This is a genomic window from Rhizobium leguminosarum, from assembly GCF_001679785.1.
Lineage (GTDB): Bacteria > Pseudomonadota > Alphaproteobacteria > Rhizobiales > Rhizobiaceae > Rhizobium > Rhizobium leguminosarum_R.
Window position 1 is genome coordinate 493,487 of record NZ_CP016289.1, and the last position, 21,131, is coordinate 514,617.

The window sequence follows — 21,131 nt, forward strand, 5'->3', positions numbered from 1 at the left end:
CATGTCCTCGCTTGATGCCAGAAATGTGCAGACGATCGGCTTTATCCTCATCCCGGGATTTGCGCTGATGTCCTATGCCTCGGCGACCGAACCGCTCAGGGCGGCAAATCTTCTGGCCGGACGCGAGATCTACCGGCTGCAGGTCTTCTCGCCGGATGGCGCACCGGCACTCTCCTCCTCTGGCGTCAGCGTCCCCGCCGAACCTCTTCCCGTCAGGGGCTCGGGTCTCGGAACGGCCTTCGTCTGCGCCGGCGGTCTGCCCCGCGACTGGCGCTATCCCGGCGTGCTTGCCTGCTTGCGGCAGCTGTCGCGCGAAGGTGTGAGGATCGGCGGCATCTCGGGCGGCCCCTATCTTATGGCTGCCGCCGGACTGCTCGGTGGCCGCGACTTCACCATCCACTGGGAGCATGCGGCAGCCCTTCTCGAAGCCTTTCCGGATCTCACGCCGCGCCAGGCGCGCTTCATGATCGACGGCAACAGGATCACCTGCGGCGGCGGCATCGCACCGCTCGACATGATGCATGTGCTGATCGCCGAGCGCATGGGGCCGGATTTCGCCCGCCGGGTCAGCGACTGGTATCTTCATACCGAGGTCAACGAACCCGCGGCACCCCAGCGCGCCTCGCTGGCGCAGCGTTACGGCGTCCATCATCCTGGTCTGCTCGGCGTTCTCGAACGGATGGAGGAGACAATCGAGATGCCGCTGGAGCGTGCCGCCATGGCGCGCATCGCCGGCGTCACCACCCGCCATCTCGACCGGCTCTTTGCGGCGCATCTCGGCACCACCTACCTTGATCAATACCGCAGAATCAGGCTTCAGCATGCTCATCGGCTGCTGAAGCAGAGCCCGCTTTCCGTCTCGGAAATCGCGGTTGCCACCGGCTTTTCCAGCCTGAGCCATTTTTCCCGCATGTTCCGTGCCGTTTACGGCATCGCCCCGCGCGCGGCGCGGCGGGAATAGGTTTTCTTCACGGTTGAGGAATTTTCACTATGACGATAGGGTTGCCTTTGGACAAAAGAGAAGGCGGCAGGGGAAAATCCATGAAATCCAGGCGTGAAGCGGCAGAGCAACCGGAACAGGCGGGCGGACGCGCTCCCTTTTCCCAGGACCCTCACGCCGTCCGCGAGCCGAAGGAAAACAACCTCGAAATGGCGATCGGCCATGAGGTGCGCGCCTACCGCAAGAAACTCGGCATTACGGTCACCGATCTAGCGGCGGCGACCGGAATTTCGCTCGGCATGCTGTCGAAGATCGAGAACGGCAACATCTCGCCGTCGCTGACGACGCTGCAATCGCTATCGCGGGCGCTCGGCGTGCCGCTGACCGCCTTCTTCCGCCGTTTCGAGGAACCGCGCAACGCCGTCTTCGTCAAGGCGGGCCAGGGCATCGAGCTTGAGCGGCGAGGCACGCGCGCCGGCCACCAATATAATGTGCTCGGTCATATCGACAACAATACCAGCGGCGTCATCGTCGAGCCCTACCTCATCACCCTGACGACCGATTCCGACATCTTCCCGACCTTCCAGCACGAAGGGATGGAATTTCTCTATATGCTCGAGGGCGAAGTCGTTTACCGTCACGGCGACCAGCTTTTCCAGATGCAGCCGGGCGACAGCCTGTTCTTCGACGCCGATGCGCCGCATGGGCCGGAGCAGCTGGTGAAACTGCCGAGCAAATACCTCTCGATCATCAGCTATCCACAGCAGAGCTCGAAAAGCTGACTTGCCTTAAAAGAAAAAATCTTTCTTCCGAGTTGAAAACCCAAAACAGACCTGCTAGTCCTTTCTCAACACGAACGGAGGTCTGGTCATGTGCGGAATTGTGGGGCTCTTCCTCAAGGATAAAAGTCTCGAACCGGAGCTCGGGGCACTGCTGTCCTCGATGCTGGTGACGATGACGGATCGGGGGCCGGACAGCGCCGGCATCGCGATCTATGGCGACGCCAGCGGCAACAATGCCAAGATCACCGTCCAGTCGGCCAATCCGAAGAAGGATTTCGCCGGCCTCGAGGCCGAGCTCGGCCAGGCGGTTGGCGCATCGGTCGCCATCCAGGTGAAGAGCACGCATGCCGTCATCACGCTTGCGAAGGATTTGCTCGACGCGGGCAAGGCAGCCGTTTCGGAACTGCGTCCGACCATCCGCATCATGAGCAGCGGCGACGCCATCGAGATCTACAAGGAGACCGGCCTGCCGAAGGATGTCGTCTCCCGCTTCGCGGTCAATTCAATGGCCGGCACCCACGGCATCGGCCATACCCGCATGGCGACGGAATCGGCCGTCACGACGCTCGGCGCCCATCCTTTTTCCACCGGCTCCGACCAATGCCTGGTGCATAATGGCTCGCTGTCCAACCACAACAATCTGCGCCGCGAGCTGAAGCGCGAAGGCATGACCTTCGAAACGGAAAACGACACCGAGGTCGCCGCCGCCTATCTGACGGCAGAGATGGCCAAGGGCAAGAATCTCGGCCAGGCGCTGGAAGGCGCGGTGGATGATCTCGACGGCTTCTTCACCTTCGTCGTCGGGACGAAGTCCGGCTTCGGCGTCGTGCGCGATGCGATTGCCTGCAAGCCCGCCGTCATGGCCGAAACGGACCAGTATGTCGCCTTCGGTTCGGAATACCGGGCGCTCGTCAATCTGCCCGGCATCGAGAATGCCCGGGTCTGGGAGCCAGAGCCTGCAACCGTCTATTTCTGGGATCACCAGAAGGTCGCTTGACCGGCGCCTCATGCGTATTCTCCAAGGGTTATCGAAACATGCCTGTCATTGATCTTGCCACTACGCCGTTACGTGAACTCAACAGCGCCCTGCACAACATCCAGAACGGTTCGAACGATCTTTCCTTCGAAGTCGTCAATCCGCGCGGCAGCCATTCGGTTGCCGTCGGCATCGATGCGCCGGTCACGGTCGACGTGAAGGGGTCCGTCGGGTATTATTGCGCCGGGATGAACGACGGCGGGACCGTCACCGTTCACGGTTCGGCAGGTCCGGGTGTGGCGGAAAACATGATGTCTGGAACAGTCGTCATCGAGGGCGATGCCAGCCAGTATGCCGGCGCAACCGGCCGCGGCGGCCTCCTTGTCATCAAGGGCAATGCGGCGTCGCGCTGCGGCATCTCGATGAAGGGCATCGACATCGTCGTTCATGGCAATATAGGCCACATGTCCGCCTTCATGGGCCAGTCCGGTCACCTCGTGGTGCTCGGCGATGCCGGCGATGCGCTTGGGGATTCGCTCTACGAGGCGAAGCTCTTCGTGCGCGGTTCGGTCAAGAGCCTGGGTGCCGATTGCATCGAAAAGGAGCTGCGTCCCGAGCATCTGATGAAGCTGGCCGAACTTCTCGAAAAGGCGGGCGTGACAGAAGTGAGGCCCGAGGAATTTAAGCGTTACGGCTCCGCCCGCAAGCTCTACAATTTCAATATCGACAACGCCGACGCGTATTAAAGGCGAGGGACCATCATGAGCTATCACAACCCCTATACCCCGCCGCGCAAGTCCGCGACCTTCGACGATTACACGCTGGCGGAAATCCGCCGTGCTGCGGCGACCGGTATTTACGACATCCGTGGCGCCGGCACCAAACGGAAGGTGCCGCATTTCGATGACCTGCTGTTTCTCGGCGCATCGATCTCCCGCTATCCGCTCGAAGGTTACCGCGAGAAGTGCGACACGTCTGTCGTCCTCGGCGCGCGTTTTGCCAAAAAGCCCATTCACCTGAAGACGCCGATCACTATTGCCGGCATGAGCTTCGGCGCGCTCTCCGGCAATGCCAAGGAAGCGCTCGGACGCGGCGCGACGATTGCCGGAACCTCCACCACGACAGGCGACGGCGGGATGACCGATGAAGAGCGCGGCCATTCCCAGACGCTGGTCTACCAGTATCTGCCGTCGCGATACGGCATGAATCCCAAGGACCTGCGTCGCGCCGACGCGATCGAAGTGGTTGTCGGTCAGGGCGCAAAGCCCGGCGGCGGCGGCATGCTGCTCGGCCAGAAAATCTCCGATCGCGTCGCCAACATGCGCAACCTGCCGAAGGGCATCGATCAGCGCTCGGCCTGCCGCCATCCGGATTGGACAGGCCCGGACGACCTCGAAATCAAGATCCTGGAACTGCGCGAGATCACCGACTGGGAAAAGCCGATCTATGTGAAGGTCGGCGGTGCACGTCCCTATTACGACACAGCGCTTGCCGTGAAGGCCGGGGCCGACGTGGTGGTGCTCGATGGCATGCAGGGCGGAACCGCGGCGACGCAGGATGTCTTCATCGAGAATGTCGGCATGCCGACGCTCGCCTGCATCCGCCCCGCGGTGCAGGCGCTGCAGGATCTCGGCATGCATCGCAAGGTGCAACTGATCATCTCGGGCGGCATCCGTTCGGGCGCCGACGTGGCCAAGGCACTGGCGCTGGGTGCCGATGCCGTTGCCATCGGCACGGCAGCGCTCGTTGCGATCGGCGACAACGATCCGCACTGGGAAGAAGAATACCAGAAGCTCGGCACGACGGCCGGCGCTTATGACGACTGGCACGAAGGCAAGGACCCGGCTGGCATCACCACGCAGGACCCGGAACTGATGAAGCGGCTTGATCCGATCGCCGCCGGCCGCCGTCTCGCCAACTATCTGAAGGTTATGACGCTGGAAGCCCAGACCATCGCACGCGCCTGCGGCAAAAACCACCTGCACAACCTGGAACCGGAAGATCTTTGCGCCCTGACGATGGAGGCGGCCGCCATGGCCCAGATCCCGCTCGCCGGCACAAACTGGTATCCCGGCAAGGGAGGCTACTGATTTCTACTACCGGCCGGGCAAACGTCCCGGCCGTCTCGCATCCATAAGCGAAGTGTCTCGAAGAAATCCAAAGGGGAACGAGAATGACACTGGACCTTGCTGCTTTTGCCAAAGACAAAGGCATCAAATATTTCATGATCAGCTATACCGACCTGTTCGGCGGCCAACGCGCCAAGCTGGTCCCCGCAGAAGCCATCGCCGATATGCAGAAAGATGGCGCCGGCTTCGCGGGCTTCGCAACCTGGCTCGATCTGACGCCAGCCCATCCCGACCTGTTTGCGCTTCCCGATGCTTCCTCCGTCATCCAGCTACCCTGGAAGAAAGACGTCGCATGGGTTGCTGCCGACTGCGTCATGAACGATCAGCCTGTCGAACAGGCACCGCGCGTGGTGCTGAAAAGACTGGTCGCTGAAGCTGCGAAAGAAGGGCTCAGGGTGAAAACCGGCGTGGAGCCCGAGTTCTTTCTGATTTCTGCGGACGGCTCGGTGATTTCGGACCAGTTCGATACCGCCGAGAAGCCTTGCTACGATCAGCAGGCCGTGATGCGTCGGTATGATGTCATCGCCGAGATCTGCGACTACATGCTCGAGCTCGGCTGGAAGCCCTATCAGAACGACCACGAGGACGCGAACGGCCAGTTCGAGATGAACTGGGAATATGACGACGCGCTTCAGACCGCAGACAAGCACTCCTTCTTCAAGTTCATGGTCAAGTCGGTCGCCGAAAAACACGGCCTTCGCGCGACGTTCATGCCGAAGCCCTTCAAAGGCCTGACCGGAAACGGCTGCCATGCCCATATCTCGGTCTGGGACATCGATGGCAAGGTCAACGCCTTCGCCGACAAGGAAATGCCATTTGGGCTCTCCGCTCAGGGTAAAACCTTCCTCGGCGGCATCATGAAACATGCCTCTGCGCTTGCCGCGATCACCAATCCGACGGTCAATTCCTATAAGCGCATCAACGCGCCGCGCACCACATCGGGCGCGACCTGGGCGCCGAACACCGTCACCTGGACGGGCAACAACCGCACCCACATGGTGCGCGTGCCGGGACCGGGCCGCTTCGAGCTGCGCCTGCCTGATGGTGCTGTTAATCCGTACCTGCTGCAGGCGATCATCATCGCGGCCGGCCTCGACGGCATCCGCAGCCAAGCCGATCCCGGCCGGCACTACGATATCGACATGTATGCCGAGGGGTATCTGGTAAAGGACGCGCCGCGCCTGCCGCTCAATCTGCTCGACGCGCTGCGCGCCTATGATGCCGACGAGGGCTTGAAGCAGGCGATCGGGGCCGAGTTTTCCGCCGCCTATCTCAAGCTCAAGCATCAGGAATGGAATGCCTACTGCTCGCATTTCACCCAGTGGGAACGCGACAGCACGCTCGACATCTGAACGGACGGACGTTCTGCAGACACACTGATGCGCCGGAGCGGACAAGCTCCGGCGTGATCTGGCCTTTGCGCTTGGGATAGCGAAGAAAGTGACAGCATGAAGAACTTCGTACTCACCGTATCCTGCAAGTCGACGCGCGGCATCGTCGCGGCGATTTCGAGCTATCTGGCGGACAGGGGCTGCAACATCATCGACAGCTCGCAGTTCGACGATCTCGATACCGGCAAGTTCTTCATGCGCGTCAGCTTCATTTCGGAAGAGGGGCTTTCGGGCGCCGATATCGACGCCGGTTTCGCGACCGTCGCCGCGCCCTTCGCGATGGATTACGATTTTCACGACAACGAGAAGCGCATGAAGGTCCTCTTGATGGTGTCGCGCTTCGGCCATTGTCTCAACGACCTGCTCTATCGCTGGAAGATCGGAGCGTTGCCGATCGATATCGTCGGCGTCGTCTCCAACCATTTCGACTACCAGAAGGTCGTGGTCAACCATGACATTCCGTTTCACCATATTCCGGTCACCAAGGCCAACAAGGCGCAGGCCGAGGCCCATATCATGGAAGTGGCCGAGCAGACCGGCACGGAGCTGATCGTGCTCGCCCGTTACATGCAGATCCTGTCGGACGAGATGTGCCAGAAGATGTCCGGGAAGATCATCAACATCCATCATTCCTTCCTGCCGAGCTTCAAGGGCGCCAACCCTTACAAGCAGGCCTACGGCCGCGGCGTGAAGCTGATCGGGGCGACGGCGCATTACGTCACCGCCGATCTCGACGAAGGCCCGATCATCGAGCAGGATACGGCGCGCATTACCCATGCGCAGTCCCCCGACGACTATGTCTCGATCGGCCGCGACGTCGAAAGCCAGGTGCTGGCGCGCGCCATCCACGCCCATATCCATCACCGCACCTTCATCAACGGCAATCGCACCGTGGTCTTCCCGGCAAGCCCCGGCAGCTACGCGTCGGAGCGGATGGGCTGAGAGATGATTGGCGTCATCGCACCCATCGCGCCGCAGGACAGACGCCGTCAAAGTTTTCGGAAATGCATGCCGGGCGGGCTTGCCACGGCGCGAAAGACGAATATAGTCAGGAAATAAATATTCCGTAGAGGAAACAAAAGGGAACGGACAATGGCTTTATCATGGCGTTTCTCCGCCTTGGCGAATCGGCATCGCGCTCTGGGATCGAAGCTTGAGGACTGGAGCGGTATGGGCACCGCCTGGACCTACGACAAGGACATGTCGGAAGAGCATGTCGCCGTCCGCACCAAGGCCGGCATCATGGATGTCTCAGGCCTGAAGAAGGTGCACCTGGTCGGCCCGCACGCCATCGCCGTCCTCGACCACATCACCACCCGCGACCTGACGAAGATCTACCCCGGCCGCTCGGTCTATGCGACCATGCTGAACGAGCGCGGCCACTTCACCGACGATTGCATCGTCTATCGCACCGGCCCGAATTCCTGGATGCTCGTGCATGGTTCCGGCTCCGGCCACGAGGAACTCGTCAAGCAGGCGGCAGGCCGCAATTGCGCGGTGCTCTTCGACGACGACCTGCATGACCTGTCGCTGCAGGGTCCGATCGCGGTCGACTACCTCGCCAAATATGTGCCCGGGATCCGCGACCTCAAATATTTCCACCACATGCAGACGACACTGTTCGGCGCACCGGTGATGATCTCGCGCACCGGCTATACCGGCGAACGTGGCTACGAAATCTTCGTGCGCGGACAGGACGCCGTCATGGTCTGGGACCGGATCGTCGATGAAGGCAAGGAGATGGGCATCATCCCCTGCTGCTTCTCCGTTCTCGACATGCTGCGGGTCGAAAGCTACCTGCTCTTCTACCCCTACGACAATTCGCAGATGTATCCCTTCGCCGACCAGCCGCCCGGCGACAGCCTCTGGGAACTCGGCCTCGACTTCACCGTCAGCCCTGGCAAGACGGGCTTCCGTGGCGCCGAGGAACATGCGCGCCTCAAGGGTAAGGAACGCTTCAAGATCTTCGGCATGCTGATCGATGCCGACGGACCGGCCGATCTCGGCGACGAGGTCTTTGCCGACGGCAAAAAGGTCGGCGTCATCACTTGCCCGAGCTATTCGGCGCTGACGAAGAAATCCATGGCGATCGCCCGTCTCGACGTTGACAAGGCGGTGCATGGGACGAAACTCGAAGTCCGCGGCAAGACCGTGAAGGCAGGCGCCACCGCCCACACGCTTCCTTTCGACGATCCGGAGAAGAAGAAGAGGACCGCCGTAGGTTAAGGAGCACGCCAATGCTCGTTGCAGGCATCAAGAGCCGACCAGTCTACTCGGGCCTGACCATCCAGCCGCGCGCCCGGCGGCACATTTTCGCGCTCGAAGGGGAGGGCGCCAAGGCTCTCCTCGACCAGCAGCCGGCGCTTGACGAAACGGCGCTCTCTCGCAGCGAGATCCTCTATGTCGCCCGCGGCTCGCAAGGTACCGGCCTGGAGGAGGCGCTGCGCCGCCTCGGCGCCGACATGTTCTTCACGGCCCCAACGATCGCAACGCTGCTCGTCCGATTGAAGGGTTCGCTCGCCACCGCCCATATGGGCACGCGGCTTTATCTGTCGGGCACGGAAGGCTTCATCGGCCAGGCGATGCTGGTGGCGCTCGATTACGGCATGGACCATGCCTCCGTCATCACCGAGCATCGCGGCTCGCTGGCCCGGCGGGTGCAATGTGTCCATTGCAAGGGCATTACCGACGACGTCACCACCAGCCCCTTTGCCTGCAGCCATTGCGGGCTGCCGCTCCTGGTGCGCGACCACTATTCGCGCCGGCTCGCCGCCTTCCAGGGCGTCAATATCGATGCGGAAGAACCGGGCAGCGCGCCTGACCCCGAGGAGTTGTTCCTTTGAGCGGTGGTACTGAAATTCCTGTCCGCGTGACGCGGATCACGCCGATCGCTGAGCGCGTCAAGCGCTTCCGTTTCGAGCGCCTTGACGGCAAGCCGATGCCTTATTTCTCCGGCGGCGCCCACGTCATCGTCTTGATGAACGATGGCGGCCATATGCGCCGCAACGCCTATTCGCTGATGTCGCCGCCGCATGATTGCGCAGCCTATGAGATCAGCGTGCTGCATGTCGAGGATTCACGCGGCGGCTCCACCTTCATGCATGAGAAGCTCAGCGAAGGCGACGAGCTGAAGGTCAGTTATCCCGTCAACCTGTTCCAGCCGGACTGGCGCGGGCGCAAGCATCTTCTGATCGCCGGCGGCATCGGCATTACCCCCTTCATTGCGATGATGGAACAGTTTTCCCGCGAGGGCGCCAATTTCGAGCTGCATTATACCATCCGCACGCGCGACCGCGGTGCCTATTGGCAGCAACTCGTCGAGCGCTATGGCGGACATCGCATCAAGATCTATTGCGACGCCGAAGGCGGCGACGCCATCCCCCTGACGCGCCTGCTCGGCACCCAGCCGCTCGGCACGCATCTTTATGTCTGCGGCCCGTCCGGCATGATCGACGGCGTGCTGAAGGCGGGACTCGACGCCGGCTGGCCGGAGCAGAACCTGCATTCGGAACGGTTCCTGTCGTCTCTACCAGGCAAACCCTTCGCGATCGAGCTCCTGCGGTCCGGCAAGACCGTGAAGGTCGGCCATCACGAAAGCATGCTGGAGGCGATCGAGGCGGCGGGGGTCGACGCGCCCTTCCTCTGTCGCGGCGGCGCCTGTGGTCAATGTGAGACCGGGGTCGTCACCTGCGACGGCAAGCTGCTGCACCATGACGTCTATTTGACGAGTGAAGAAAAAGCATCCGGCCGCAAGGTGATGATCTGCGTTTCCCGCTTCGAGGGAAACACGCTGCATCTTGATCTCTAGCGGCATCGGAAGCGGAACAAGGAGACCGGGACATGGCAATCGTCTTCAAGCAGGAAACCTTCCGGAACGATTTCAGCTATCGGAACAGCCCCGAAAACATCCGGCGTTTCCCGTTTCCCTTCGACCGCGACGAATACATGTATTCGGTCAATATGGAGCCGCATGTGCACGGCCGGACGGGAACCGTCTACGAAAGCCTGATTGACGTCGACGAGCATTACGTCGCCGAGATGCACGACCGGGCGCTGGTCCTGAAGGAAGATCCGCTGCGCTATCAGGCGCTGCCGCACATGATGAGCGCCCAATGGGACACGCTCGAACTTTTGATGGAAGAGCAGGCGGCGGGTTACCCCGACCATTTCACGCTGATCCGCAACGGCGACCAGTGGCGCTGGATCAACCGCCCGCTCGGCATCGACGACAGCTTCACCTTCGGCGATGCTTCGACGCTGCCCTATGAGCCCTTCGAATATATCACCCGCCAGGCCCAGGGCGATTTCTGCATCGTCGACCAGCGCGACAGCAATCTCTGGATGGATGCCGGCATGGTGACGACTCAGGCCGACTGGTCACTCGATTTCGATATCGGCATGAACTTCATGGAATGGCACGGGCCGGTGCCGCTCGCCCACCAGATCGGCGTCTTCGACCGGGCGCTGAAATTCCTCTTGAACCTGCAGCAGGGCAAGCCGACACGGCGCTTCAACTGGACGATGACGATCAATCCGCGGCTCGACACCAGCCCCGAGAATTATCACAAATGGGGTCCTGACCGCACGACGGTGACGCCGGAGAATGTTGGCGAGAAGGTGCATCTGCGCGTCGAGCTGCAGAGCCTCTGGCGCCTGCCGCGATCGAACGCCATCCTCTTCGTCATCCGCTGCTACCTGATGAACATGGAAGAACTCGTCACCGTGCCGAAATGGGCGCGCCGCTTTCCGCGCGTGCTGAAGACGCTGCCCCTCGAGCTCATCGACTATAAGGGCCTCACCCGCTTCCGCGAGACGACGATCGACTGGCTTGCCAAATATGACGACGGGGCGCCGACCAGCCCCGGCATCTATCCGGACTGATGCGCAGCGATGTGCGAGATAAAGCGATATAATCAAGAGGGGAATGCTTCATGACAAGAGTAGCCGTCATCGGTGCCGGTCCTTCCGGGCTGGCGCAGCTGCGCGCCTTTCAATCGGCTGCCCAGAAGGGCGCCGAAATCCCGGAGATCGTCTGCTTCGAAAAGCAGTCGGACTGGGGCGGGCTCTGGAACTATACCTGGCGCACCGGCCTCGACGAATATGGCGAGCCGGTCCATGGCAGCATGTATCGTTACCTCTGGTCGAACGGCCCGAAGGAATGCCTCGAATTCGCCGATTATTCCTTCGAGGAGCATTTCGGCAAGCCGATCGCCTCCTATCCGCCGCGCGCCGTGCTCTGGGATTACATCAAGGGCCGCGTCGAGAAGGCGAACGTCCGCCACTGGGTGCGCTTCAGCACGCCGGTGCGCATGGTTCGCTTCGACGATCAAACGAAGAAATTCACGGTGACGGCGCATAACCGCATCGAGGACCGGATGTATGAAGAGGAATTCGACTATGTCGTCGTGGCATCAGGTCATTTCTCGACGCCGAACGTGCCCTATTTCGAGGGTGTGAAGACCTTCAATGGCCGCGTGCTGCATGCCCATGACTTCCGCGACGCGCTGGAGTTCAAGGGCAAGGATATCCTCATCGTCGGGCGCAGCTATTCGGCCGAAGACATCGGCTCGCAATGCTGGAAATACGGCGCAAAATCGGTGACGACCAGCTATCGCTCGAAGCCGATGGGCTTCAAATGGCCGGAGAATTTCGAGGAGCGGCCGCTGCTGGTGAAGCTCGAAAACCGCACGGCGCATTTCCTCGACGGCTCGACCAAGGATGTCGATGCGGTGATCCTCTGCACCGGATACCAGCACCACTTCCCCTTCCTGCCCGATGATCTCCGGCTGAAGACCGCCAACCGCCTTTGGGCCGACAGCCTCTACAAGGGGGTGATCTTCGACAAGAACCCGCAGCTTTTCTATATCGGCATGCAGGACCAGTTCTACACCTTCAACATGTTCGACGTGCAGGCCTGGTGGGCGCGCGACGTGATGATGGGTCGCATCACCCTGCCATCCGAAGAGGAGCTGAAGGCCAATTTCGACATGTGGCGCGCCCGCGAGGAAAGGCTCGAGGATGCCGAGCAGATGATCTGGTATCAGGGCGACTATGTGAAGGAACTGCTCGCCGAGACCGACTATCCCAGCTTCGACATCGAGGCGACCAACCAGACCTTCATGGAGTGGGAACATCACAAGGCCCACAACATCATGGGCTTCCGCGACCATGCCTACCGATCGCTGATGACCGGCAATATGTCGCCGACGCACCACACGCCCTGGGTCGAGGCGCTCGACGATTCCATGGAGGAATATCTGCGCAACTGATGAGGCGGGCCTGCATTGCCGGAGGAGGGTGTGCGGGCACTCTCCTCCGGCATATTGTGAGCCGCGCCTTTGAGCGAGACGACTGCAACTCTTCTCTTCGGATGTCGCCTTCATGGATTTTCAAACGAGCATTCTCGGGCGCATGAGCGGTTTTCTCTACCGCTGCCGTGCCGATGAAAACTACACGATGCTTGAGATGACCGACGGAATCGAGCGCATCTTCGGTTATCCCGTCGACGAAATCATCGGCAACCGCACGCGGACCTTCACCTCGATCATGTACGAGGAAGACGTGCCACTGATGGACGAGATCGTCGGGCGGGCGCTGGAGAGGCGCACAGACTGGACGATGGAATACCGCATGCGTCACGCCATGGGCCATCTCATCTGGGTGACCGAGACGGGCGGCGGCATCTGGGACGAGAAGGGCGAGCTTCTCTATCTCGAAGGCAGCATCATCAACATCGAATCACTCTACCAGCGAATCGATGACCAGACCGCCGACATGCGCGTCACCGCCTCGAAGACCAATGAGATCCTGCAATCGCTGCGCTATCTGAAGCTGCTGGCCGTCAATGCCGGCATCGAGGCCGCCCGCGCCGGCACGGCCGGGTCGGGCTTTGCAGTGCTTGCCGCCGAGATGCGCGCGCTCGCCAACTCCTCGGAAGAGGCCGCACGCGCCATTTCCAACGCACAACGCACGGCGAAAGGCTGAGCGTTACCCAAGCAGCGGCGGATTTGCGGCTCAAGTTCAAAGCCGCGTCATTAACCGTTCAGTGCTTCCAGAGATTGCGACGCTTTCCCAATGACTTGCGGCAATTCCGCGCTTAAAGAATCTCAGGTGATTGTCGGTGATATTAAGGTCGCGTTAACTTTTTGTTAACCATAGCAGCGGTAGACATGGTCAACGATTTCTTCACATAGATGACCAAAGTGCTAACAGACGCTCGCTCCATCCGCATCAAGGGCCGCTCATTCCTCGCGGTCATGCTGTCTCCGGATCTTCCGATCGATGATTGGTTGATCCGGCTGGACGATCTGGCCGCGCGTTCGGCCGGCTTCTTCCTCGGACGGCCTGTCGTGCTCGACCTGACGGACCTGCAAATCGACCGGCCGCAGCTGAAGGACCTGATCGCCGAACTTGCCAAGCGCAATGTCAGCATCATGGGCATCGAGGGCGCGCGGCCTTCGATCCTCGGATCCGGCATGCCGCCGGCACTCAAAGGCGGTCGTTCGGTTTCCGATATCGAGGTTCAGGCAAAGGAGCCCGCCGATCCGCCCGGCAAACCGGCCGTGGCGGAGACCCGCCCGGCCATGCAATCGATCGTCATCCGGGAGCCGGTGCGCTCGGGGCAATCGGTGATCTTTCCGGAAGGCGACGTCACCGTCATCGGTTCGGTCGCCTCGGGTGCCGAGGTCATCGCCGGCGGGTCCGTCCATATCTATGGCGCGTTGCGTGGCCGAGCCATGGCGGGATCCATCGGAAACGCATCGGCGCGGATCTTTTGCCGCAAGCTCGAGGCCGAGCTGGTTGCAATCGACGGTATCTACAAAATGGCGGAAGACATGGCCCCCAATCTTCGCGGACAGGCTGTTCAGCTCTGGCTCGAAGACGACGCGATCATGGCAGAAAAGCTGATCTGACGACAGCGCCGCGCGTCTCTTCGTGAGCCGCAAAGGACGCTTTAACACTTTGAATTACTGGGGCCACGGCAAAGGAGAGACAATGATGGGGAAAGTGATCGTCGTCACGTCAGGCAAGGGCGGGGTTGGCAAGACAACCTCGACCGCCGCATTGGGAGCGGCGCTGGCGCAACGCAATGAAAAAGTCGTCGTCGTCGATTTCGACGTCGGCCTGCGCAATCTCGACCTCGTCATGGGCGCCGAGCGCCGGGTCGTCTACGACCTGATCAATGTCATCCAGGGCGACGCCAAGCTTACCCAGGCGCTGATCCGCGACAAGCGGCTGGAAACGCTGTTCCTGCTGCCGGCCTCGCAGACGCGCGACAAGGACAATCTGACGGCCGAGGGCGTCGAGCGCGTCATCAACGACCTGAAGCGCTATTTCGACTGGATCATCTGCGACAGCCCCGCCGGGATCGAGCGCGGCGCAACGCTTGCCATGCGCCACGCCGATGTTGCCGTGGTCGTCACCAATCCCGAGGTCTCGTCGGTGCGCGATTCGGATCGCATCATCGGCCTGCTGGATGCCAAGACCGCCAAGGCCGAACGCGGCGAGCGGATGGAGAAGCACCTGCTGCTCACCCGCTATGACGCCAACCGCGCCGAACGCGGCGACATGCTCAAGGTCGACGACGTCCTGGAAATCCTGTCCATCCCGCTGCTCGGCATCATCCCCGAAAGCATGGATGTTCTGCGTGCATCCAACATCGGGGCGCCGGTCACGCTGGCAGACAGCCGCAGCGCGGCTGCGATGGCCTATTTCGATGCCGCTCGCCGGCTCGCCGGCGAAGTTGTGCCGATCGCCATCCCAGAGGAAAAGAGGAACATTTTCGGCAAGATCTTCGGACGGAGGGCAGCATGAATATTTTCCGTCTTTTCAACAAGCAGAGAACCGCACCGGCCGCCCGCGAACGGCTGCAGGTCCTTCTCGCCCATGAACGTTCCTCGGCGGGGTCGGACCTGGTCTCCCTGCTGCGCGAGGAAATCCTTGCGGTGATCGCAAAGCATGTGCAACTCGACCACGACAAGGTGCAGGTGACGATCGATCGCAACGAATACGTCTCGACCCTTGAGATCGACGTCGAAATCCCGCTGAACGCAGCCGTGCAGGCCGCTTGAAAGAGAGCGCTGCCTGTTACGACAACAGGCGGCGCTGACGATCAGGACTTCCTGGCTTTGCGATTGGCGTAACGCAGGTCGCGTTCGGCCTTTCGGGCCGCTTCGTCGGCAATCACGCGGGCGATCCGGTCTTTGTCAGCCGCTTCGCGCGCGTCGGCATCGGCGCGTGCTGCGGCCTCGGCGGCAGCCTGACGTTCGGCCTCGGCGGCCTGAGCCCGCTCCAGCTCCTCGAGCTTGATCCGTTCCCGCTGAGCGCGACGTTCTTCCCTGGCCGCGGCAATAGCTTGACGCTCCGCCTGCTTTGCCAGCCTTGTCGGTTCGGCTGAATCCTTGGCGCTACGATACGCATTGAGGAGAGCCGCCTTGGCTTCGGCAGCGGCGCTGCGGCGATCGGAAAGCTCGTTGTTTTTGGCGTTTTTCAAATCTGTTTCCTGACTGTTTGACTTCGACCTTACGGCGGCGCGCGCGTCTTCAGACGCGCAAAGGACGCTGCAATACATTGAACTGCGGCATCATTTTATCCTGAAATCGAATCCGATTTAAGGAATTATGCAGTAGGGTCAGATTTTCTTTTTTCGCTTCGCGCTGGGAGCAGTAACCCCTGTCAAGCGATCCTGCAATTCCTTGGCCTCACGCGCTTCGCGCAACCGCAGGGTTTTTTCCTCGCGGGCACGTACGGTCGAATCGATCTCTTCGACCGCGCGGCTTCGCGCCAGGAACTGCGATTGCGCGTTTCCGAAGGCAATCTCCGCCTGCTTGCGTGATTTGCTGTGTGACTCTGTCATATCAATCCTGGATTTATGAGCCCGCTTGGCGGAACGCAGCAAAAAGGCCAGGCAACTTGCCTGACCTTGATAGTATCATACTTTCGACTGTGCCGGTACATCCGCGGTCAAAGGAAAGCAGATTTCAGTTTAAGCGGCTTGGAGATTGCAAGCGGACATTTTGCCCGACTTGTTATCGCGCTCAAGCTCATAGCCGATCTTCTGGCCTTCGACGATTTCGCGCATTCCAGCGCGTTCGACGGCAGAGATGTGGACGAAGGCGTCAGCGCCGCCGTCATCAGGCTGAATGAAGCCGAAGCCCTTGGTGGAATTGAACCATTTAACTGTGCCAGTGGTCATAACAAACCCTTTCATAGCAATTGACGACCGCACGTGCGCAAGCACGGCGGATGATGATCTCGATTTTGAAGAGGGAAGTTCGTCCAGGGCACGTTGCCAGCGTGCGATAACAAAAGTCAAACAAGCAATATCGACCACCGAGATATAACCATCGAAGCCGGATATGTCAACTTTTAGTTTTTTTGAGCCGCCAAATCGCCATAAGATTGCATCTCGCCGGTCGTGCGCGTCGGCGGCAGTATCAACAACCGATCGCCTTTCCCGACCTCCAAAGCAGGCGTTACGAGCGCGGCCGCGTCTTCTGCGGATCGTAATGCGAAAGCGGCACGATCGTCGCCGGCAGGCGCTTCTGGTGGCCGTCGAGCTTGCCGATCTCGACCTGGGTGCCGGGGCTTGCATGCATCACGTCGATGCGGGCGAGCGCGATCGTCTTGCCGAGGACCGGCGAGCGCGTCGCGCTGGTGACGACGCCCACCTGGGCGCGAGCAATATGGATGCAATCCCCATGACCGATCGCTTCGTTGGCCTTGATATCGAGGCCGACGAGCAGATGGCGCGGATGCTCCTTGCGCCGGATCAGCGCCTCGCGGCCGATGAAATCGTCCTGCTTGGATATCAGCGGCACCGTGAAGCCGATCCCGGCCTCGAACGGGTCGGTCTGATCGGTGAATTCATGGTGAGCGAAGATCAGGCCCGCCTCGATGCGAACCATATCGAGCGCCTCCAGCCCCATCGGCTTCAACCCGTGCGGCTGCCCCGCCCCCCAGACCGCGTCGAACACCGTCAGCGCATCCTTCGGATGGCAGAAGATCTCGTAGCCGAGCTCGCCGGTGTAACCCGTGCGCGAGACGACGATTGGGGCACCCTCGAAGCCGCCGATGCGGCCGACGGTAAAGCGGAACCATTCGAGTTCGCCGATATCAGGCTGGCGCGGCGCCGTCCAGATGATCTCCTTCAGGATGTCGCGGCTCTTCGGCCCCTGCAGGGCGATATTGTGCATCTGATCGGTCGAGGAGCGGACCCAGGCCTTGAAGCCCTTTTTCTCTGCCTGCTGGCGCAGCCATATGCCGCTGAAATCATCGCCGCCGATCCAGCGGAAGTTCTTGTCGCCGAGCCGGAACAGGGTGCCATCGTCGATCATGCCGCCATTTTCGTAGCACATGGCGGAATAGACGACCTGGCCGGTCGACAGTTTGCGCACGTCGCGCGTCAGGCAATATTGCAGCAGCTCTTCGGCATCCGGCCCCGTCACCTCGAATTTCCGCAAGGGCGAGAGGTCGATCACGGCGGCGCGCTCGCGGCAGGCCCAGTATTCCTCGACCGGCCCTTCGCTGGAAAAGCGGTTCGGCAGCCAGTAGCCGCGATATTCGGTGTAGTCCCGCGTCAAGGCGGAGAGGCGGGGATGGAAGGCGGTTTCGCGCGTCAGTTCGGCGTCGGCATCTGGGGTCATGCGATAGGCCACCGCTCGTGAGAATTTCTCTTTTCCGGAAAAGGTGCGGACATGGATATCCGTCGGATCCCAGCCGTTCGCAGCGTCGATATCGTCAGGGCAGGACGAGGAGACGCATACGAGATCAGTCAGCGCCCGCATCAGCACATAATCGCCGGGACGCGACCAGGGCTCGTCGAGATAGAGCTGGTTGTTGTGGTCGATATTGGTGTTGTAGAAATAGTTCAGCGCTTCCCAGCCCTTGCGGCCGGCAATGCCGTAAGGCGCCAGCGCCGCGTTGAAATTGTCCGTGCAGTTGACGTGGCCGGGATAACCCATGTCGTCGTAATAGCGCGAGTTGCAGGCGGTCGCGAAAGCGTCATGGCGCCCGACCGTATCCTGGACGATTTCGACCAGCGGCTCGAAGTCGCGGTCGAAGGCCTTGGAGGGGAGACCCGGCATCGGATAGCTGCGGCCGAGCAGCGTGCGGGTGACGGTGGAATCAAGCGCGAGGTCGAGTCCCTTGTCGACCTTGCGGGCGGCGAAGGCCTGGAAATCGGTGCACTGGCGTCCATAGACGTCGATGATCTGGATGAACTCGCCGGCCCGCACGAAATAGGCTGCGGCGGTCGCCGCCCGGATGCGGATATCCTCGAGCGGATCGGCGGCCGGTTCCGGCAGGGCGGAGGCATAATCGCGGATCAGCAGGCTGCGCTGGATCCTGATCTCGATCGGCGTCGCCGTATCCTGCGCCTCCGGCGACATGGCGCTGCCGGGTGCCGCGACGATCAGCAGGCCCTTCATGGAAATCGTGAAATCCGCCCGGCTGCCCGGTGTCGATCCCGCCCCGAAAATGCAGAGCGCGCCGGCCGCTGCCAGATCGGCGCCGCGACGCTGAAGCGCTGCACGCGTGCGGCCAGCACTCTCATCCTCCGCTTGAAGAATGGCTTTCAAACCCTCGGCTGAATTGCTGAAAGCCGTTCCGATACCGGCCGCCAGGAAGCGCCCTTTCTCGTCGAGGAAGGAGATCTCGCAGACCTGTCCGCCCTCGCTGTCGATGACGCTGACCCGGTCGCCCGGCTCGACGCGCATAACGACCGATCCGCCGCCCTTTGCCCTGTAGCGCTCCGTTCCCTCCGGCAGGGTCGGAATGCCGGGATAATGCACGAGGCTCGCAGCCGCCGGCCGCAGGCCTGTCATAGCAGGATGAAGTTCTCGCATACTGCCCTCATGGGAGGATCGGGCGTCCTCGGACACCCACCCATGCAGGTTACAAAATGCCCCGGGAAAGTAAAGTGATGTTGACTAAAAAGAAAATATCTTCACTATGCATAAAGAGTTGAGACTCGGGAATCCGTCGGGAACACGGATCGCCAAAATCATCCGGGCGGGCTTGAGACTGTCAGGGGGACACGTTCAGGGAGACGTACAAAGATACGTCCGGAACAAATAGAATGGGGAATTTCACCGATGACAGACGTTGTGGAGGCCGGGATTGCATCCGGCACCGAAGGTAAGCTTGTACGCGCGCTCGACTGGAAGGGCGCATTCTGGGTGGCTGCGGGCGTGCCGCCGCTCGTTCTTTTCTCCATCGGCGGGATTGCGGGCACGACGGGCAAGCTCGCCTTCGTCGTCTGGATCATCTCGATGGTGATGGGTTTCCTGCAATCCTTCACCTATGCCGAGATCGCCGGCATGTTCGCCAATAAATCCGGCGGCGCTTCTGTCTATGGCGCCACCGCCTGGCTGCGTTATTCGAAATTCATCGCGCCGCTCTCCGTCTGGTGCAACTGGTTTGCCTGGTCGCCGGTGCTGTCGCTCGGCTGCGCCATCGCCGCCGGCTACATCCTCAATGCCTTCTACCCGATTCCGGCAGCGGATTCGCAAATGGTCCTCGACTGGATCTCAGCGCATGCCGCTTCCATTACGGCCGATAGCCCCCGGGTCGCCGAATATATTGCAGCCCATGCTGGCACGACGCCGGATGACGCCGTCAAGGCATTGCTCGGCACCGACGGTGTCGCGGCGCTCACGCCGGCGATCCGCAGCTGGTCGCTCTTCAGCTTCAGCATTCCTTTCCTTGCCACCGCCAATATCAATGCCACCTTCTTCATCGGCGGCATCCTGATGCTGATCATCTTCGCCATCCAGCATCGTGGCATTTCGGAAACGGCAAGCGTGCAGAAGTGGCTGGCCATCATCGTGCTGGTGCCGCTGCTCATCATCGGCCTTTATCCGATCGTCAGCGGCCAGATCCTTGCCACCAACGTCACCGGTCTCGTGCCGCCGACAGCCGCCTATTCCGCTGCCGACGGCACCTGGAGCAACGGCGGCTGGACCCTCTTCCTCGGTGGCCTCTATATCGCCGCCTGGTCGACCTACGGCTTCGAGACGGCCGTCTGCTACACCCGCGAACTCAAGAACCCGAAGACCGACACCTTCAAAGCGATCTTCTATTCCGGCCTTGCCTGCTGCCTGTTCTTCTTCCTCGTGCCCTTCGCCTTCCAGGGCGTTCTCGGCCATGCAGGCATGCTGGCCCCCGGCATCGTCGATGGCACCGGGGTTGCCGAAGCGCTCGGCGGCCTGATCGGCGCCGGCCGGATCGTCACCCAACTGCTCGTCGTGTTGATGATCATGGCGCTCTTCCTCGCCATCATGACGGCGATGGCCGGCTCCTCGCGCACGCTCTACCAGGGCTCGAAGGACGGCTGGCTGCCGAAATATCTCGACCACGTCAACGAGCACGGCGCCCCGACGCGGGCGATGTGGACCGATTTCGCCTTCAATCTCTTCCTGCTGGCGATCGCATCCGATGTCGGCGGCTACTTCTTCGTGCTCGCCGTCTCGAATGTCGGCTACATCATCTTCAACTTCCTGAATCTTAATTCCGGCTGGATCCACCGGATGGATTCCGGCCATATCGAACGCCCCTGGAAAGCGCCCACCTGGCTGATCGGCCTCAACACCGTGCTTGCCTTCGTCAACGCGCTCTTCCTCGGCGCCGGCGCCAAGGTCTGGGGTTATTCCAATGCGCTCTGGGTCGGTTTCATCTTCGCCGCCCTGATCCTGCCGGTCTTCGCCTATCGCCACTATGTGCGCGACGGCGGCAAATTCCCGGCCGGCGCGATGGAGGATCTTGGCCTCGTCGGCCAGGATCTCGGCGTCAAGAAAGCCGGCATCCTGCCCTATCTGGCACTCGCTGGCGGCCTGGCGATCGTCCTGATCGCCAACGTCATCTTCCAGCTTCCGGCCTAAAATCGCCTCCCAAGCAGATAGGCCGCCAAGCCGC

General features: G+C 61.2%; 21 protein-coding genes. 17 read left to right on the forward strand and 4 right to left on the reverse strand.

Annotated features, from left to right (window positions below; genetic code table 11):
- Position 1: 1 nt before the first annotated feature.
- From BA011_RS33850 to minE, 16 genes are all read left to right on the forward strand, one after another.
- A complete protein-coding gene (locus tag BA011_RS33850; protein ID WP_065284060.1) occupies positions 2 to 961 on the forward strand; it encodes a GlxA family transcriptional regulator in 960 nt (319 codons plus the stop codon).
- Positions 962 to 1,041: 80 nt separating this feature from the next.
- Positions 1,042 to 1,722: a helix-turn-helix domain-containing protein gene (locus tag BA011_RS33855; RefSeq protein WP_028741877.1), complete on the forward strand. Its 681-nt coding sequence runs from the start codon at positions 1,042 to 1,044 to the stop codon at positions 1,720 to 1,722.
- Between the two features lie 88 nt (positions 1,723 to 1,810).
- Positions 1,811 to 2,719 (forward strand): class II glutamine amidotransferase, encoded by a 909-nt coding sequence (locus BA011_RS33860; RefSeq protein WP_065284061.1) that lies wholly within the window; start codon positions 1,811 to 1,813, stop codon positions 2,717 to 2,719.
- Positions 2,720 to 2,757: 38 nt separating this feature from the next.
- Positions 2,758 to 3,444: a GXGXG domain-containing protein gene (locus BA011_RS33865; protein WP_065284062.1), complete on the forward strand. Its 687-nt coding sequence runs from the start codon at positions 2,758 to 2,760 to the stop codon at positions 3,442 to 3,444.
- 15 nt (positions 3,445 to 3,459) lie between these two features.
- Positions 3,460 to 4,788: an FMN-binding glutamate synthase family protein gene (locus tag BA011_RS33870; RefSeq protein WP_003548137.1), complete on the forward strand. Its 1,329-nt coding sequence runs from the start codon at positions 3,460 to 3,462 to the stop codon at positions 4,786 to 4,788.
- Between the two features lie 83 nt (positions 4,789 to 4,871).
- Positions 4,872 to 6,179: a type III glutamate--ammonia ligase gene (gene glnT / locus BA011_RS33875; protein ID WP_065284063.1), complete on the forward strand. Its 1,308-nt coding sequence runs from the start codon at positions 4,872 to 4,874 to the stop codon at positions 6,177 to 6,179.
- Positions 6,180 to 6,275: 96 nt separating this feature from the next.
- Positions 6,276 to 7,160 (forward strand): formyltetrahydrofolate deformylase, encoded by an 885-nt coding sequence (gene purU / locus BA011_RS33880; protein WP_065284064.1) that lies wholly within the window; start codon positions 6,276 to 6,278, stop codon positions 7,158 to 7,160.
- Positions 7,161 to 7,310: 150 nt separating this feature from the next.
- On the forward strand, positions 7,311 to 8,444 hold the full coding sequence (locus tag BA011_RS33885) for an aminomethyltransferase family protein (protein WP_065284065.1): 1,134 nt from the start codon (positions 7,311 to 7,313) through the stop codon (positions 8,442 to 8,444).
- An 11-nt stretch (positions 8,445 to 8,455) separates the two neighbouring features.
- Positions 8,456 to 9,061, forward strand: a complete 606-nt coding sequence (locus BA011_RS33890) for a dimethylamine monooxygenase subunit DmmA family protein (protein ID WP_065284066.1) — start codon at positions 8,456 to 8,458, stop codon at positions 9,059 to 9,061.
- Positions 9,058 to 10,026 carry a PDR/VanB family oxidoreductase gene (locus BA011_RS33895; RefSeq protein ID WP_065284067.1) on the forward strand — a complete coding sequence of 323 codons (969 nt, stop codon included), beginning with the start codon at positions 9,058 to 9,060 and terminating at the stop codon, positions 10,024 to 10,026. The genes BA011_RS33890 and BA011_RS33895 overlap by 4 nt, the downstream gene beginning before the upstream one ends.
- Positions 10,027 to 10,058: 32 nt before the next feature.
- Positions 10,059 to 11,099 carry a heme-dependent oxidative N-demethylase family protein gene (locus BA011_RS33900; RefSeq protein WP_065284068.1) on the forward strand — a complete coding sequence of 347 codons (1,041 nt, stop codon included), beginning with the start codon at positions 10,059 to 10,061 and terminating at the stop codon, positions 11,097 to 11,099.
- Positions 11,100 to 11,149: 50 nt separating this feature from the next.
- Complete coding sequence (locus BA011_RS33905; RefSeq protein WP_065284069.1) at positions 11,150 to 12,487, forward strand: NAD(P)-binding domain-containing protein; 1,338 nt, start codon at positions 11,150 to 11,152, stop codon at positions 12,485 to 12,487.
- A 112-nt stretch (positions 12,488 to 12,599) separates the two neighbouring features.
- Entirely contained in the window at positions 12,600 to 13,202 is a 603-nt protein-coding gene (locus BA011_RS33910; RefSeq protein WP_065284070.1) for a PAS domain-containing protein, read from the forward strand.
- A gap of 209 nt (positions 13,203 to 13,411) precedes the next feature.
- On the forward strand, positions 13,412 to 14,131 hold the full coding sequence (gene minC / locus BA011_RS33915) for a septum site-determining protein MinC (RefSeq protein ID WP_025397601.1): 720 nt from the start codon (positions 13,412 to 13,414) through the stop codon (positions 14,129 to 14,131).
- An 85-nt stretch (positions 14,132 to 14,216) separates the two neighbouring features.
- Positions 14,217 to 15,032 (forward strand): septum site-determining protein MinD, encoded by an 816-nt coding sequence (minD, locus tag BA011_RS33920; protein WP_025397600.1) that lies wholly within the window; start codon positions 14,217 to 14,219, stop codon positions 15,030 to 15,032.
- The gene (gene minE, locus BA011_RS33925; protein WP_003574994.1) at positions 15,029 to 15,289 is read left to right on the forward strand and encodes a cell division topological specificity factor MinE; all 261 of its coding nucleotides are present in this window, start codon (positions 15,029 to 15,031) and stop codon (positions 15,287 to 15,289) included. Before minD ends, minE begins: the two co-directional genes overlap by 4 nt.
- 41 nt (positions 15,290 to 15,330) lie before the next feature.
- Here the strand turns inward: minE and BA011_RS33930 are convergent, their stop codons facing one another.
- From BA011_RS33930 to BA011_RS33945, 4 genes are all read right to left on the reverse strand, one after another.
- The gene (locus BA011_RS33930; protein ID WP_065284071.1) at positions 15,331 to 15,711 is read right to left on the reverse strand and encodes a DUF6481 family protein; all 381 of its coding nucleotides are present in this window, start codon (positions 15,709 to 15,711) and stop codon (positions 15,331 to 15,333) included.
- 138 nt (positions 15,712 to 15,849) lie between these two features.
- Positions 15,850 to 16,074 carry a hypothetical protein gene (locus tag BA011_RS33935; RefSeq protein WP_062940231.1) on the reverse strand — a complete coding sequence of 75 codons (225 nt, stop codon included), beginning with the start codon at positions 16,072 to 16,074 and terminating at the stop codon, positions 15,850 to 15,852.
- Between the two features lie 129 nt (positions 16,075 to 16,203).
- Entirely contained in the window at positions 16,204 to 16,413 is a 210-nt protein-coding gene (locus BA011_RS33940) for a cold-shock protein (protein ID WP_003548109.1), read from the reverse strand.
- Positions 16,414 to 16,693: 280 nt separating this feature from the next.
- Positions 16,694 to 19,063 carry a DUF1989 domain-containing protein gene (locus BA011_RS33945; RefSeq protein WP_065284072.1) on the reverse strand — a complete coding sequence of 790 codons (2,370 nt, stop codon included), beginning with the start codon at positions 19,061 to 19,063 and terminating at the stop codon, positions 16,694 to 16,696.
- Between the two features lie 249 nt (positions 19,064 to 19,312).
- Here BA011_RS33945 and BA011_RS33950 point away from each other — a divergent pair, with 249 nt between their 5' ends.
- Positions 19,313 to 21,097, forward strand: a complete 1,785-nt coding sequence (locus tag BA011_RS33950) for an APC family permease (protein WP_065284073.1) — start codon at positions 19,313 to 19,315, stop codon at positions 21,095 to 21,097.
- Positions 21,098 to 21,131 lie beyond the last annotated feature (34 nt).